Annotated in this window: 16 protein-coding genes and 1 other annotated feature; of the genes, 4 read left to right on the plus strand and 12 right to left on the minus strand. The window is 31.5% G+C overall.

Going from position 1 to position 16,387, the window contains the following annotated elements:
- Positions 1-319: 319 nt before the first annotated feature.
- The 4 genes from asnS to ACWJJT_RS08060 form a co-directional block, all read right to left on the minus strand.
- Entirely contained in the window at positions 320-1,711 is a 1,392-nt protein-coding gene (gene asnS / locus ACWJJT_RS08045; RefSeq protein ID WP_462956660.1) for an asparagine--tRNA ligase, read from the minus strand.
- Positions 1,712-1,777: 66 nt separating this feature from the next.
- Positions 1,778-2,053, minus strand: a binding site (T-box leader).
- Between the two features lie 188 nt (positions 2,054-2,241).
- Positions 2,242-2,475 carry a hypothetical protein gene (locus ACWJJT_RS08050; protein WP_216302681.1) on the minus strand — a complete coding sequence of 78 codons (234 nt, stop codon included), beginning with the start codon at positions 2,473-2,475 and terminating at the stop codon, positions 2,242-2,244.
- Positions 2,476-2,559: 84 nt separating this feature from the next.
- Positions 2,560-3,423, minus strand: coding sequence for a YitT family protein (locus tag ACWJJT_RS08055; protein WP_462956661.1), 864 nt, complete (start codon positions 3,421-3,423; stop codon positions 2,560-2,562).
- A gap of 240 nt (positions 3,424-3,663) precedes the next feature.
- The gene (locus ACWJJT_RS08060; protein ID WP_462956662.1) at positions 3,664-4,413 is read right to left on the minus strand and encodes an MBL fold metallo-hydrolase; all 750 of its coding nucleotides are present in this window, start codon (positions 4,411-4,413) and stop codon (positions 3,664-3,666) included.
- A gap of 204 nt (positions 4,414-4,617) precedes the next feature.
- On the opposite strand from ACWJJT_RS08060, the gene ACWJJT_RS08065 reads away from it, so the two are divergent.
- Positions 4,618-4,986 (plus strand): VOC family protein, encoded by a 369-nt coding sequence (locus ACWJJT_RS08065; protein ID WP_216302678.1) that lies wholly within the window; start codon positions 4,618-4,620, stop codon positions 4,984-4,986.
- A gap of 60 nt (positions 4,987-5,046) precedes the next feature.
- Here ACWJJT_RS08065 and clpA read toward each other — a convergent pair whose 3' ends face one another.
- Both clpA and ACWJJT_RS08075 read right to left on the minus strand, forming a co-directional pair.
- The gene (gene clpA, locus ACWJJT_RS08070; RefSeq protein WP_462956663.1) at positions 5,047-7,344 is read right to left on the minus strand and encodes an ATP-dependent Clp protease ATP-binding subunit ClpA; all 2,298 of its coding nucleotides are present in this window, start codon (positions 7,342-7,344) and stop codon (positions 5,047-5,049) included.
- Between the two features lie 2 nt (positions 7,345-7,346).
- Positions 7,347-7,664 (minus strand): ATP-dependent Clp protease adaptor ClpS, encoded by a 318-nt coding sequence (locus ACWJJT_RS08075; RefSeq protein WP_216302676.1) that lies wholly within the window; start codon positions 7,662-7,664, stop codon positions 7,347-7,349.
- A gap of 276 nt (positions 7,665-7,940) precedes the next feature.
- On the opposite strand from ACWJJT_RS08075, the gene ACWJJT_RS08080 reads away from it, so the two are divergent.
- The 3 genes from ACWJJT_RS08080 to ACWJJT_RS08090 all read left to right on the plus strand — a co-directional run bounded on the left by ACWJJT_RS08080 (position 7,941) and on the right by ACWJJT_RS08090 (position 11,106).
- Complete coding sequence (locus ACWJJT_RS08080; RefSeq protein WP_462956664.1) at positions 7,941-8,747, plus strand: CsxC family protein; 807 nt, start codon at positions 7,941-7,943, stop codon at positions 8,745-8,747.
- Positions 8,748-8,912: 165 nt separating this feature from the next.
- On the plus strand, positions 8,913-9,665 hold the full coding sequence (locus tag ACWJJT_RS08085; RefSeq protein ID WP_216302674.1) for a CsxC family protein: 753 nt from the start codon (positions 8,913-8,915) through the stop codon (positions 9,663-9,665).
- Positions 9,666-9,864: 199 nt separating this feature from the next.
- Positions 9,865-11,106 (plus strand): DUF7852 domain-containing protein, encoded by a 1,242-nt coding sequence (locus ACWJJT_RS08090; protein WP_462956665.1) that lies wholly within the window; start codon positions 9,865-9,867, stop codon positions 11,104-11,106.
- A 139-nt stretch (positions 11,107-11,245) separates the two neighbouring features.
- On the opposite strand, the gene modA is transcribed toward ACWJJT_RS08090, so the two are convergent.
- The 6 genes from modA to yqeC all read right to left on the minus strand — a co-directional run bounded on the left by modA (position 11,246) and on the right by yqeC (position 16,384).
- On the minus strand, positions 11,246-12,049 hold the full coding sequence (modA, locus tag ACWJJT_RS08095) for a molybdate ABC transporter substrate-binding protein (RefSeq protein WP_462956666.1): 804 nt from the start codon (positions 12,047-12,049) through the stop codon (positions 11,246-11,248).
- A gap of 95 nt (positions 12,050-12,144) precedes the next feature.
- Positions 12,145-12,930 carry an ABC transporter permease gene (locus ACWJJT_RS08100; RefSeq protein WP_462956667.1) on the minus strand — a complete coding sequence of 262 codons (786 nt, stop codon included), beginning with the start codon at positions 12,928-12,930 and terminating at the stop codon, positions 12,145-12,147.
- Between the two features lie 52 nt (positions 12,931-12,982).
- A complete protein-coding gene (locus ACWJJT_RS08105) occupies positions 12,983-14,005 on the minus strand; it encodes a molybdopterin-binding protein (protein WP_462956759.1) in 1,023 nt (340 codons plus the stop codon).
- Between the two features lie 143 nt (positions 14,006-14,148).
- A complete protein-coding gene (gene yqeB / locus ACWJJT_RS08110) occupies positions 14,149-14,958 on the minus strand; it encodes a selenium-dependent molybdenum cofactor biosynthesis protein YqeB (protein ID WP_462956668.1) in 810 nt (269 codons plus the stop codon).
- Positions 14,951-15,544 (minus strand): molybdenum cofactor cytidylyltransferase, encoded by a 594-nt coding sequence (gene mocA, locus ACWJJT_RS08115; protein WP_462956669.1) that lies wholly within the window; start codon positions 15,542-15,544, stop codon positions 14,951-14,953. Before mocA ends, yqeB begins: the two co-directional genes overlap by 8 nt.
- 90 nt (positions 15,545-15,634) lie before the next feature.
- Positions 15,635-16,384 carry a selenium cofactor biosynthesis protein YqeC gene (yqeC, locus tag ACWJJT_RS08120; protein ID WP_462956670.1) on the minus strand — a complete coding sequence of 250 codons (750 nt, stop codon included), beginning with the start codon at positions 16,382-16,384 and terminating at the stop codon, positions 15,635-15,637.
- Positions 16,385-16,387 lie beyond the last annotated feature (3 nt).

The raw sequence follows: 16,387 nt of genomic DNA on the forward strand, positions 1-16,387 counted from the left end.
TAAGATACAAGCTACTGACTTTTGTCAGTAGCTTGTATCTTTTTATTCTGTTATATCATGAAACCCTTCCCCAAGGTTCCTCCCTGCGCTATCAGCTTTCTAAATTAAAAACAGCTCCTATTCTACACATAGGGAGCTGCTTTTAAGTATTGCAATTTACTATTAATTCATCTCCTGCGGATTCGCAGAAGATGCATTGACGACTTCAGAAGGAGATTTATACTCCCACTAAAGTTTTCTATTTGCTAGGGCAAATAACGCCTACTTATAGTAAGTACTCCCACTTATACAAATGGGAGACTTTCCTTCTGAAATGTCGTTAAAATTCAGCAGACCCAGTTGTTCTTGGGAATGGAATAACGTCTCTGATGTTGCTCATACCTGTAATATACATAATAGCTCTTTCAAATCCTAGTCCAAATCCAGCATGCTTAGTTCCGCCGTATTTCCTTAACTCTAAATACCACCAGTAATCTTCTTTATTAAGACCACAGTCTTCCATTCTAGCTTCTAAAATATCTTGTCTTTCTTCTCTTTGGCTTCCACCAATAATTTCTCCTATTCCCGGTACAAGTAAGTCCATTGCTGCAACTGTCTTATTATCGTCATTTATTCTCATATAAAAAGATTTTATTTCCTTTGGATAATCCGTTACAAATAATGGTTTTTTAAACACTTCTTCTGTTAAATATCTTTCATGCTCAGTTTGAAGATCACAGCCCCAAGTTACTGGGTACTGGAATTCATTTCCTGATTTTTGTAGAATATCCACAGCCTCTGTATATGTTATCTGGCCAAACTCTGCGTTTACAACACCATTTAACCTTTCAATTAAACCTTTATCTACAAAACTATTGAAAAATTCCATCTCTTCTGGAGCGTTTTCCATAACATATTTTATTATATATTTCATCATGTCTTCTGCGAGTTTCATATCATCTTTTAAATCCGCAAATGCTATTTCAGGCTCTATCATCCAGAACTCAGCTGCATGTCTTCCTGTATTAGAATTTTCTGCCCTAAATGTTGGCCCAAATGTATAAACATTTCTAAACGCTAAAGCAAAAGCCTCTGCTGCTAACTGTCCACTTACAGTTAAGCTAGTTTCTTTACCAAAAAAGTCTTGCGCGTAATCAATTTTTTTATCTTCGCCTAGCGGAATATTGCTAAAATCAAGGGTAGATATTCTAAACATTTCACCCGCACCTTCGCAATCACTACCAGTTATTATTGGTGTATGGGTATATACAAATCCTCTCTTTTGAAAAAACTCATGTATAGCAAAAGCAGTTAATGAACGCACCCTGAACACTGCTGAGAAAGCATTACTTCTTGGCCTTAAGTGTGCAATAGTTCTTAAATACTCAAAAGAATGTCTTTTCTTTTGCAATGGATAATCGGTATTTGACATCCCTTCTAAAACTATTTTAGTAGCTTTAATCTCAAATGGTTGCTTAGCTTCTGGCGTTACAACAAGTTTCCCTTCTATAGTCAAAGATGAACTTATAGGTAATTTAGCTATTTCAGCAAAATTTTCTAAACCTTCCTCAAAAACTACCTGAATATTTTTGAAGAAGCTTCCATCATTAACTTCTATAAACCCGAACGCTTTAGAAGATCTTAAAGTTCTTATCCATCCAGAGATAGATACTACTTGATCTGCATATTTTTCTTTTTCTCTATAAATTTGTTTTACTAACAATTTTTCCATAAAATTGCCCTCCTTATAATTTTATATTTACCTTAATAATAAAAAAAGCCTTCCATCCCTTAATAATAAAGGGACGAAAGGCTATAATTTCGCTATGCCACCCAGTTTTGTCATATAATATGACCAATCTAATCAGTACAGAATTATATATTCGTTGATACGAGTTATACAATTGATACTGCCCAACAGTTAACGGATTGGAGCCGTCTAAGCCTACTACCTTAAAGATTTCGGTTAGAAACTCTGAGATGTTCTTCGATATAAACTTCGTATTGGTCTTTCACCATCACCAACTCGCTATTACTACCCTTTTATATCTACTCTTCTCTTCACAGTCTTTATATTTAAATATTAGTATATGTATCAATTATTTTTATATTCAATTAAAATTATAATATTTTTAATAATAAATGTCAAATATTTTTATAATAAAAATAGATGCCTAAAATGATTTTTCAATCATTTTAGGCATCCCTTAAGTTTTTCTCTTAATTATATATATTATAATTCTTTTAAACAAGCATATCTATTTAATCAAATTCTTCATCTTCATTTTCGTCTTCAACTATCTCACCAATAACTTCATCTCTCTTTGCCGTTTCTCCAGTAACCTTATTTTCAAGAACAATGTTACATTTCACACATCCATCTTCTTCATTAATGAAAGTTTTTGCAACAACATCATCTTTTTCTAAAGATACACCCTGCGTAAGTTTCTCTGGGTGGTCAAATATAATAGGTTTACTATTTAATCTATCATCCATGTATAATCACTTCCTTTCTAAATTTAGTGTTTACATGAAGACTTCAAAGTATACTTTGAAAATGTTGCCTATTATACTTGTTTTTTATTTTGTAAATCCTTCTCCCGATACTTCTCTTACATCTGCAACAGTAATAAATGCGTTGGCATCAATTAATTTAACCATTTTTTGAAGAGGTACTATTTCATTTTTACCAACTACTATATATAGCACCTGTTTGGGTCCATTTGTATACATTCCAGTAGCATTTATTCCTGTTACACCTCTCTTTAAATCCTTCATTAATATTTCCGCTATTTCCTTAGAATTATTTGAAATAATAAATACCGCTTTAGAATAATTTATTCCTTCAAGTATACCATCTATAACCTTACTAACTATATAAGTAGATATTAGTGCATACATAGCTTTTTGAATACCAAATACAAAAGCACCTGTTAGTATTATAATCGAATCAATAGCTAATATAATTTTAGCTATTGGCATATTTTTTAAATAAACCTTTATGATGTTTGCAGCTAAATCGGTTCCTCCAGTACTAGCGGATGCTCTTAATACAAACCCTAAGCCTATACCAACAAATACTCCACCAAATATACTAACCAACAAAATATCGACCTGTGGCATCGGTATAAAGCTTGTATAAAACAACGCGAAAGATAGATATGCCGCAGCAAACATGGATTTACCCACAAATTTTTTCCCCTTAAGTTTTCTAGCAATGATAAGCAATGGTATATTTATCACAATATTAGTAAACCATAGAGGCACTCCTATTCCGTAATGCCTTTCTGCAATATATTGAATTACAATGGCAATACCTGCTACTCCACCTGTTACCAATTTAAATTTTGCCAAAAACATATTTATGCCTGCTGCGAGTATTGTAGTCCCGATAATAATGTAAATATAATTTAAAACGTTCTCATTTTTAGTTTCTGTTCTCATTTAATCTATCCTACTTTCTACTTACTGCTTTATAATAATAAAGTTATCACAATTATAAAATTATGTAAATAGAAATTATAGTTTTTAATTATTTTATAAGTTTTGCATCATAAATCCATCTAAATATAAAAAGCATCACATGTAATATTAATTTAGGGGGACTAAAAAATACTGCATGTGATGCTTTTTTATTTGGTTATTTAAATTATAGACATAACTGACTATTTCTATCCATATATATTAAAAATATTTTTTATATATTATCTCTTGCCTAGGATGATTTATTTCAACTGATTTTATGTTAATTTTTCTCATTATACTAGCAAATTCTTTAGTAATAGCTACTTCATCTCCGAAATGCATAGGTATAAGTAATTTAGGCCTAATTTCTTTTGCAAAATATTCTCCGCCTATATAATAAAACTCTTGAAGTCTTGGATCTACTGGAAAAAAAGCTATGTCGATAGATTTTTCTTCTTTTAATTTCTCTATGTGAGTTTTAAATGAAGCCTCTGCTTCAGATCGCTCCTCTGAACTGTCCTCTTTCCAGTGCCACCAATTAAGATCTCCAGCATGAAAAATAGTTACCCCATCAACTTTTACTAAAAAAGATATTCCAATATCAGTTGAACCATAAGCTTTTACATAAACGTCTTTAAATAATTTTTCTTCACCTTCCTTTATAAATCTATAATTCGATTTATTCTTATCTATTTTTATATCATTACTAAGTATATATTGTATATCACTATTATAATTTTCCCAATCCAAAATACAAGAATTAAAATGATCCTCGTGACTATGTGATGAAAACACATAAACATTTTTCATGTCTTTAATATTTTCAGATGATAACAATGCTGTCTGCTTATGGGCTTTATCATTTATTACAGGTTCTTTATAGTAATCAAATATTAAAAAATGATTTTTAGTTTTAATGGCAAACCCACTATGGTATATATAGTATATTTTTGTTTCTATTTCTCTCATATATTTTCACTCCTTCATAATTTTGTGATAGTAAACTCATATCATACATTCTATGCAAATATAAATATATTCCAAATCAGATATTTTTATTTTTAAACTTCTATGAATAAAATTTAAGTAAGCTTATAATGATTCTATGGCATATGTGATATATTAATCAGTGTAGCGTGTGCTACACGATATATGGAAAGGTGGTTATATTAAATGAAGTTTTCTTTCGATCATAATAATATAAATGTATTGGATTTAGAAAAAAGTGTGGAATTTTATAAAAATGCTTTAGGATTTATAGAAACTAGGCGATTTCATCCATCAGATGGTAGTTTTACTCTTGTATTTTTAGGTGATGAAACCACTAATCATAAGTTAGAACTTACTTGTCTTAAGGACAGAACGCAATCATACAATTTAGGGGAAAATGAATTCCACCTTGCTGTAGTTACAGACGATTTTGATGAAGCCTACTCATACCATAAAAAAATGGGTTGTATTTGCTATGAAAATAAATCTATGGGAATATATTTTATTATAGATCCAGATGGTTACTGGACAGAGGTTATTCCTAGAAAATAGAAATAATAATATCGATTTAAATAGAAAGATGTTGCTATTTTTATTAGCAACATCTTTTTTTTAATTACCTTTAATAATTGTAAGTTTACCATCCACAATATCAACTATTGCACTACCGCCTGTGCAAAGGTCTCCAAACAGCACTTCATCTACAAAATAAGCCTTTATTTCTTTTTGGACCACTCTATTGATTTCTCTCGCGCCATAATCCTCGGAAAAACCCTTTTTACTTAACCAATCATATAAATTATCTGTAACCTTTAATTTTATATTTTTAGTTAAAAGTTTTTCTTCAAACTGTTTCATTGCCTTCTTAGCTATTTGAAGAGCCATAGCTTCATCAATTTTATTAAATACAATTATGTTATCCAATCTATTCCTAAATTCGGGTGAGAATACTCGCTCCACTTCTTTAGTAATTACTTGCCCAGACTCCATTTTGTCTCCAAACCCAATTATATGTTTGCCAGCCTCTCTAGCTCCTGCATTAGAAGTCATTATTAAAATCACATTTCTGAAATCCGCCTTTTTACCAGTATTATCTGTTAATGTTGCATAGTCCATAACCTGCAATAACACATTAAATATATCAGGGTGGGCTTTTTCAATCTCATCTAGAAGTAGCACGCAATAAGGATTTCTTTTAATAGCCTCAATTAACATTCCGCCCTCTTCATAACCTACATATCCCGGTGGTGCACCGATAAGCCTTGCAACAGTATGTTTTTCCTGGTATTCACTCATATCAAATCTAATAAGTGGAATAGCTAAGCTAATCGACAATTGTTTACTTATTTCTGTTTTCCCAACCCCTGTAGGACCAACAAAGAGGAGCGACGCTATTGGCTTATCTTCTTCATTAAAACCTGCCCTAGATCGCTTTATAGATCTTACTAAAGTGTCTATAGCGTCTCTTTGCCCAAAAACTTGTTTCTTTAAATTAATATCTAGATTTTTCAGTATATCTATCTCATTATTTGATACACTTTGCTCTGGAATTTTTGCAATAGAAGCTACTATTTTTTCCACTGCACCCACCGTAATAGGAATAGTCTCTTCATTGTCTTCAGCATAAAGCCTTGCATAAGCGCCTGCTTCATCCATAATATCTATAGCCTTATCTGGTAGAAATCTGTCCTTAATGTACTTGCTAGATAATTCTACTGCTATTTTTAAAGCTTCATCTTTGTATGTAACATTATGGTAAGTTTCGTATTTATCTTTTAACCCCATAAGAATATCGAAAGTATCCTCAACTGAAGGCTCTGGCACCTCGATTTTTTGAAATCTTCTAGCCAGTGCACTGTCTTTTTCAAAATGTTTCTTATATTCATCATAAGTAGTTGATCCAATAAATCTTACCTTACCATCTGCAAGAAAGGGTTTTAAAATATTAGAAGCATCCATAGATCCTCCAGAAACTGCACCTGCTCCAACTATAGTATGGATTTCATCTATATACACTATAGGTTTTTCTTCCTTACTAATTTCGCTTAACACTTTTTTAATACGTTCTTCAAAATCTCCTCTATACTTTGTACCTGCGAGAAGAGCACCCATATCCAAATAATATATTTTACTCCCTTGCAATAACTTTGGCACTTTATTTTCTACAATTAATTGTGCAAGACCTTCAGTAATAGCAGTCTTACCTACTCCAGGTTCCCCTACATGCACCGGATTATTTTTAAGCCTCCTGCATAATACCTGCAAGGTTCTTAGCAGAATATCTTGTCTCCCTATAAGAGGATCCATCTCTCCTTTGCCCGCTTGTTCTGTTAACTCTACAGTAAAGTTACTTAAAAAATTTTCCTTATCATTGGGATTTTCAATTTCCTCTTCATAGGTGTATTCTATATCTTCTTCATTGTCAGTAAATCTCACCGGCTCTTCTATGTCATTATCTGTTGTAGAATCAAAATCAAAAGTATCTACCACAGATATACCATGAGCTATATAATTAAGAAGATCTCTTCTCTTCATTTGCTGTTTCCGCAAAAAATAAGAAGCAAAGCTTTCATCATCATCATACATGGCCACGATCACATCGCCTATCTTAACTATCTCTTTACCCGAGAGCATAACATGATCTGCAGCCGTTGATAGAATTGTTTGAATTCCAATTGTTTGGATTGGCTCTACATCTTCTACGATTTCTATATTTTCCTTTAAAAATTTTGTTATTTGTTTTTTAAGTCTTTTAACATTCCCACCACTATTCTCTACTATCTCAATTCCCTCTTCAAAAAATAAAGAAGCGTAAAGAATATGTTCTGGTGTAAAGTATTCATGATTTGACATTTGAGCTTCATTAAAAGCCGCAGTAATAATCTCATTTACTATATTATCTAATTGCATAATTACTCCTCTTCTAAGGTTAGTTTCAGTGGAAATCCACTTTCTTCACACATATCCATAGCTTGATCAATTTTTGTTATACCTACGTCATAGCTGTATATCCCTGCAACGCCACTACCTTTTTTATGGACTTCAAACATGGTTTTTGTGGCTTCCACAACCTGTTTTTTAAAAACCCCAACTAAAACCTGCACAACAAACTCCATACTTGTATAATCATCATTGTGAATTATTACCATGTACTTACTAGGCTTCTTAATCTTCATTTCTATTTTTTCTTTAATAATAATTTCCTCATCGAAGGTCCTTTTTTCTGACATAATTAACAACCCCACTATTTGCATTAAAATTTATTTTTAATCTAAAAAAATAACTATTCACATGCTAGTCTATTTTATTTTCAATATCTTGCTCCAAGACTATTATATCCTACTTGTTTATATATTACTGCATTTACCTATATTATTTCAACTATTCTATACTTTTATATTTCATATCTAGCATTAAAAATATACTGATATTTGAATGAACCATTTTTTTATTATTTACATAGTATGTAGAAGGCCATGAGGCCTAAAAAGAAGGAGGAATTACTTTTGGAAAATAATCAAATTCTTCACCCTTGCGATAATTGTGGTGAAATTATTAGTTCAAAAACATTACCTTTAAGCAGTGGAATTAATATTACACCAGTTGGCATTAATGGCCCCCTAGTGGCTAAAATCCCTGTAGTTCTCGGCGAAAGAGAAATTCAAATAGATGTCGAAGCTGAGTTTAGATTGAACGAACCATTCTATGAAATTAAAAGAATAAAGAAAAATGTATATTTAACTCAATGCAAATTACTTCCAAGATCAGGAGTAATTGAAAATGGTGTTCTTAGATCCGGAAAATTATTTATAAGTGGATTTGTAAGGAAAAATATAGAATATGCTACCGCTGACTGCATCGAAGATAAAATTGTAAGTGGTAGAATAGCTCATACAACAATAGATGTCAAATTTACAACCGTTACAGAAGTTCAATATGTTGTACCACCAATAGTTAATGTCCGCAGAGCTCAAACTGAAATAGATTTATTAAGTAGTTGTGTGTGCCATGACGACTGCAAAGAAACTCTTATTGGAAAATCAGCATGTGAGCAATCTTTTGAAGATAATATAGCTTTTACTGAAAGCCCATACTGTGAATTAGAAGGAGTAAGAATTTTTGAAGACGATATGAATACAGACCCTATATACCATAAAACTAATTCAAAAGTACAACTTTACAATAAAGTAATTGAAAAAATGGTTGTATATGTCAGAGTTAAAGTATTACAATTACAACAGGTAAATATACCATATGATGATCCAGTTAACTCCATTTGCACTACGAGTAAATATTGCGATTTCTGCGAGTAATTATTTCACTATAGACATCTAGATATAGCCGTTCTTCTAAAGAAGATATTTTCCTTTAGAAGCACGGTTATTTATATATTTAATAATATTTAAAGTAACACTTTCTTTATTTTCTACATAGTATGTAGAAGGTCATAAGACCTGAAAAAAAAGGAGGAATTACTTTTGGAAAATAATCAAACTCTTCACCCTTGCGATAATTGTGGTGAAGTTATTAGTTCAAAAACATTACCTTTAAGCAGTGGAACTACTATCAGACCAGTTGGAATTAATGGCCCTCTAGTAGCTAAAATTCCTGTGGTTCTCGGCGAAAGGGAAATTCAAATAGATGTCGAGGCTGAGTTTAGATTGAACGAACCATTCTATGAAATTAAAAGAATAAAGAAAAATGTATATTTAACTCAATGCAAGTTACTTCCAAGATCAGGAGTAATTGAAAATGGCATTCTAAGATCTGGCAAATTATTTATAAGTGGATTTGTAAGAAAAAATATAGAATATGCTACTGCTGACTGTATCGACGATAAAATTGTAAGTGGTAGAATAGCTCATACAACCGTAGATGTCAAATTTACAACTGTAACAGAAGTTCAATATGTTGTACCACCAGTAGTTAACGTTCGGAGCGCTCAAACCGAAATAGATTTATTAAGTAGTTGTATGTGCCATGATGACTGCAAAGAAACTCTTATTGGAAAATCAGCATGTGAGCAATCTTTTGAAGATAATATAACTTTTACTGAAAGCCCATACTGTGAATTAGAAGGAGTAAGAATTTTTGAGGACGATATGAATACAGATCCTATGTACCATAAAACTAATTCAAATGTAAAACTTTATAATAAAGTAATTGAAAAAATGGTTGTATATGTTAGAGTTAAAGTATTACAATTGCAACAAGTGAATATTCCGCTATAGACATTTAGATATAACCGTTCTTCTAAAATAATATAATTCTTTAGAAGAACGGTTATTTTTATATAATTAATATAATACGTATTCCATATTCAATAATATTTAATTACATAAGGCATATGAAATAAAATAACTCTACAGTATGCTATCTAGCCCGTTTTATTTAATATTTCTGACCCTTATAATAAAGGAGCATTTTTGAATGAAGGAAAAAAATAACTGTGATAAATCAAGGCTGATGAAGTTACTTATTGTTTTGAATATGTTGCAACGACCAAATTGTTTTATAGTTTTTAATGAATCATCTAAAAAAGTCTCAACAAATGTTAAGCACAAAAATAATTTATGCTTACAAGAAAATACAAAAGATAGAATGAATGTAGAATATATACCGCCTCTTAAACAAGTAAGTATTGAAGATGACTCAGATTTTATACCTTCTCTTAAACAAGTAAATATTGAAAATGACTCAGATTCTATACCTCCTATTTGCGATAAATTAATTATGGCAAAACTGCTTGTTATTTTAAAACTCTTACAACAATCATCTTATAATGAAGATATTAATAAGATATTTAAAAACAGGTTAACAAATATCAAGCATAAAAATAATTTAAGTGTACAAAAAAATATAAACGATAAAATTACTACAAAATTTATACTTCCTACACGCAAATTAATTATTAAAACTGATACAGAATGTATAAAAAAAGAAGGTGACATTAATACTACTCCCGATTGTATTTATGATATCCGTGGAAGTATAAATACTAACCCCAGTAAAAGCTTAGTATCGACCTTCCCCCTCATAATTGCAGAGAAAACCATAGATATTCCTATTGAATCAACATTTAGATTAAAAAACGCTGCCTTAGATATAAAAAACATGAAAAAAGACGTATACTTAACTAATAGTAAGCTTATACCTTTGTATAATAAAGATGATATTTCTCCCTCCTTGAATGGAAAACTTTTTTTAGAAGGTTTTGTAAGAAACAAAGTAGATTCCTCTATAGCTAAAGATGTTCATGATGGTATAATTAATTTAGATACTGAATCTCTTATAATTTATATTCCTTTTAAATGCACTACTTTGATCCAGTATAAAGTCCCCCCCATTTTCTCTAAGCAAAATCCTCTAGATTATATACCAATTTATGTCTCATTAGATTGTTTAGATGTTAATAAAAGTTATGGTGATTATCTATACAAAAAAAATATAGAATGTGATAGATATATAGATTGCAGTGTTCCACCTATAAATTGCGAAATAGAAAAAGCTAAAATTTATGAAACATATACCCTTGTTGATAAAACGCCCTTTAATAAAGACTTTCCTATAGAAATCAATTTTAATACTATCAAAGAAAACATAATAATAAATCTTTCATTAACATTACTTCAAGAACAAGATGTAGCCATAAACTATAAAAAAACTAAATAGATAATTTATAGTAATGATTAAATAAAAAAACATGGCAAAACTGTTAGATGTGAAATGAAGTTTATTTTACTCTCCTAATAAACTTCATTTCACAATTTACGCTCTTATACTAAATCATATTATCTAGAAATTAAGTCTATTAATTTGCACCATTAAATCCATATTTTTTAAAAATACGCTTACAGTCTTTACTCAATAAAAATGAGTACAACTCCTCTGCATATTTATTTTCTTCTTCATTTTTTAATTTAGAAGTCCAGTACTCTGCCTTTACATTATATTTAGGATCAATGTCAATTATCTTAACTTTATCCCTCACGCCTTTTGTAATATCTGATGAATAAACAAATGCTGCATCCGCTTCTCCTATTACAACCTTATTTACCACCTGTTTTACGTTACTCTCCTCTGATACTATGTTGCTTAGTACCTTCCCCTCATATTGTGTTCCTAATTGCTGATTTAGAGAATTAATTATCTTTCTCGTGTACTCTCCAGCAGGCACCTCCTTCTGAGCTATAACGAGTTTACATTTATTCTGTAAATCATCGAGCTTTTCAATCTCAGCTGGATTACTTTTGGGAACAATTAGAACCATGGAATTATGTAAAAAGACTTCTCCTTCTGAAATATGTCCTTCTTCTTTCAATGCATCATAATGTTCTTTATTTGCTGATAGAAATAAGTCAGCTTTTATCCCCTGCTCTATCTGAACTCTTAATCTGCTTGTACTGTCCAGATTCATCGTTACTTTTACATCAGGATTTTCTTTTTCAAATAATTTAATAATTTCTTCAAGACTTTCTGTCAATGAAGATGCTGCTAAAACAATAATTTCTCGTTCTGAGGCTTTATCTGTCTGCTTTGCCTTACATCCCCCGCCTAACATAATTAATAACAAAGTCATCACTATTAATACTGTTCTCACTAACTTCTTTTTCACTATTTTCCTGCCCCCCCGACTTAACAATTCTATATATCTCATTTAAAGTCAAAATTCTAAAGCAATCAATTTTTCTCCCATAGTAATCAAGCCTCTTAATCCTTCTCAGTTCTAGTGATATATTTCAATATACCCAAAACTCCAATTGATACAATAACCAACAATACTGCCATTCCCATAGATAGGTTTAAATCCTTTTCCATTGCCGTATATATAGCTAGAGGCAGCGTCTGTGTTTTCCCTGCCAAATTTCCTGCGAATAAGATAGTCGCTCCAAACTCCGCAAGGGCTCTTGCCCAAGAAAGAATAGCACCAGTTAACAATGCATTTTTAGATAATGGGAGTGTAACATAAATAAAAATCTGCAAATGCGAACCTCCCAAAACTGCTGCTGAGTTCTCTAGTTCTCTATCCACCTTTTTGAATCCAGTCCGTGCTGCTTGAATAAATATAGGCATTGCTATAAACACCTGCGCTGTAACCACAGCTATAAAAGTGAATGGTAGCTGAATCCCAAATGGAGATAGATATTTTCCTATAAGTCCATTTCTCCCAAAAGTAACTAATAATAGCAACCCAGCTACCGCTGGAGGCAGTACAAGAGGCAACTGTACAATGATTTCAACAAGCCTCTTTCCCCAAAATGAGTACCTTTCCATATAATATGCTGTTGGTATACCTAATGAAATAGTTATTAGTAAAGAAAGAAAAGTACTTTTCAAGCTTATTATAAGCGCCTGTAATACAAATGAATCTAAAATCAACTCTAAAGATTTCTCCCATGGAAATATAAAAAGTGTAATGATAGGGCTTAATAAAAACAAAACACATATACTGCATGTTAACGCTAAAATTATCTTGAATAATCCTTTATCCCTCATAAAAAACCTCTATTCATTATAAGTCCATGTTCCTCTCTTAATTTTGAATTTATTATACTCCCTTTCCAAATATACAATCGGGATATCTACATTCCTCACACTCCATACAAAGTCCCCCATGACCATATGCTGCTATATCAGCAAAACTCAATTTTTCCTTTGCGAGTACCCTTGGTAATACCAAATCAAATATAGTTCTCTTAGAGTACATTACACACCCCGGAAGTCCTAAGATTGGAATATTTCCTTTATACGCTAGCAAGAACATTGCACCTGGAAGAACGGGTGATCCATATGTTACAATTTCTGCCCCTGTATTTTGAATTGCTGTAGGAGTAACGTCATCAGGATCTACTGACATTCCACCAGTACAGATTACCATTTCAGCCCCCTGCTCTATCCATGCGTCTACAGCCTCCGTTATCTTATTCTCATCATCTGAAAGTATAGTTTGTCCAAGTATTTCACAACCATATTCCGTAACTTTGCTTCTTATTACAGGACCAAACGCATCCTTTATTCTGCCATGATATACTTCACTGCCTGTAGTAACAATTCCTACTTTCATTGGTGCATACGGTATTATGCTTACAATTTTCGCATCGCCGATTAAATCCTCTGCTTTTTTTATCTTATCCTCCTCAATTACAAGTGGAATAACTCTTGTTCCTGCTACCTTCTGTCCCTTTTTTACAGGATAGTTATTATGTAATGTAGCTAAAATTATCTCACCTAATGAATTAAGTCCATATAACAACCTTGTATTAATTATAAGAAGTCCATCGTGCTCTGCTATAAAATTAATTTTACCTTCTTTTACTTCACTAAATGTAAGTCCTGTTCCTGCTGTAAGGGCTCTCAAACGTTCTGCTGCATCATTTTCATGAAGATATCCTTGTTTCTCCTCCCATACATATATGTTGTCTTTTCCCAATGAAAGTAATAATTGTATATCTTCTTCTTTAATTATATGTCCTTTTTTAAATGCTCTATCTTTTACTACTCCTGGAACAATTTGAGTAATATCATGACATAAAACGGATCCAACTGCGTCTCTCACAGGTATTTTTTTTATATCAATCACCTCTAACTCGTATTTTAAAATAAGTTTTATTTAATACCACACTCCACGTGAAAGCATTGCATCCATTAAACAATCTATAGCCCTCGATTCTTAAACTTTCTTAAATCCCTTTTAGAATTCTCTTTTCCATACCATTAATCCTCATTCTGAGATGTCATTAAATAAAATACTGCTTCTAATACTCCGCCTGCTATATTTCTTGCTTTATCAGAAATAGTATAACAATTCATTTTTTCTGACACCCTTGGATCGATATCCGCAATCTTAAATCCCTCTTTTACAGTACTTCCACTACGTATAATTCCTCTTAACAGTCCTGATATTGTTGCTTTTATTGGTGTCTCTCCTATATATGCAATAACTTCATCTTTTTCAACCACAGCACCAATATCTAGAACATCCTTCATTACCCCAGCGCATATCGAATGTATAACTCTTTCTTTAGAGTACCCCCTAATATTTCCTGGAACTCCTGTGTTTTTCGCAGCTTGTCCACTAAAAATAAGTCTACCTAGATTGTGACCCCTAGCCGTCTCTATTACAACATCTACATCTTTACCTGCTGTAAATCCCGGCCCAATAGCAATAGTTATATCTGCCATATCCCTTGTTGTTCCCATATTTTTCTTAGCAATAATAGCATCAACTACAATTTTAGGCTTTATTTCTTTAATATATTTTCCTTCTTCATCTATAATTACTGGAACTTTTTTATTGCTCCAAGCATTTTCTATTTCACTTAAACTAAATACATGTACAGCCCTAATTCCTTCTACCTCTACTTCTCTTTCATATACCACTTCACTAAAAGAAATCTTCCGTCTAATAGCAGTCGGTTTTGATGCTTCTAGAACTAATACCCTAAATCCACTTCTATGCAATTTTTGAATTGTTCCAGATGCTAAATCTCCTCCGCCACGTACAATGACAATCTCATTAAACATGCTCATTATTCTCCTCTAGTTTTAGAATATACTCATAATTTTCATTAGTATCAATATCAAATAATTTTGTACTATTATGTATTTCTACAAACTTAACTTTCTCTAAATTCTTATTTATTATTATTTTCCCACCAACATCCCCTTCTAACTTCAAAAAGTCTTCCTTAAAGATGTACGGAAATATTACAGGATTCCCATGTCTACCATCACACCTTGGAATAATTATATAAGCTGAATTCTCTTTAAATTCATAGATTAATTCTTTTATCGTATCTTTATCTAAAAAAGGTTGGTCCGCCGTAAAAAACATATATCCATCTGTTTCTGTTGTATGTGTTACACCCAATTTAACTGATTCGCTTATTCCTTTAACTGCATTTTCATTTTTAATAACTTTTAAATCATTTCTTTTACCAATTTCTATTATTTCCTCTTCTCTAGCTACAACAATCACCTCTAAAAAGCAACATTGTTTAATTACTTCTATAGTGTGTTCAATTAGCATTTTACCTTTATATTTTAAAATAAGCTTATTTTTCCCCATTCTCCTCGAATACCCTGATGCTAATATTATAGCAGTTACCATTATTATATCACCTACTCTTACCCATAACTACAAACTTAAAACTTAATTTCATTTTTCTTACATAATTTTTATGATAAAAAATCCTTCTAATCATATAATACCTTCATGGGATTCTCCAAAATATACGTTAGTTTTTAAACTTCCAATAAATACACTATTTAATAATTTCTTATTCTTTAAATTTATTTCCTTAACTAACAACCTGGCTAATATTAAATGATGGAGGTCTTCTATTTTATTTATGTATAGTATTTTTTCTCCTTGTGCTCCCTTGAACAACCCCTTAGGATGAAATATTAGCTTAGATAAGTCTTCGATTTTAACAGTTTCTTCCTCTTTTACCCCCGTTATTTCACAAAATATCTTACTTCTATGAATATTGCTTTCATTAATTAGAATACCACATGACTGTATATCTATAATTCCTACAGTTTTTGTAGTTTTTCCGTATATAACTGGTTCAAATTCATTCCACCCTTTTAGCTGTTTTTCCTTTGCCCCATCTGCCTCTATTAGTATATAGTCAAAATGTGGTACTAACTCATCTAATTCTTTTGTGCTTAGCCCCAATATTTTATTTTCTCCATTTACAGCTAATCCTAAAATATAAATTCCATTTTTATTCATAGTAATATACCTTGGAATTATTTCTTTATCAGTGCATATAAAGTCATACTTATCATCTAATGGAATGTATATCTTAGTGGTTGTAGTTACTAAGACCCTATTATTCGCTCTCAGCTCTTCTGCAAGCTTAAACATCATTGTGGTTTTCCCACCTGCACCTACAAAAGATATAATGTCTTTTTTCTTCAATTCCATATAATTACTCAGCTTCATGAT

This window comes from Clostridium sp. CM041 (assembly GCF_055081035.1).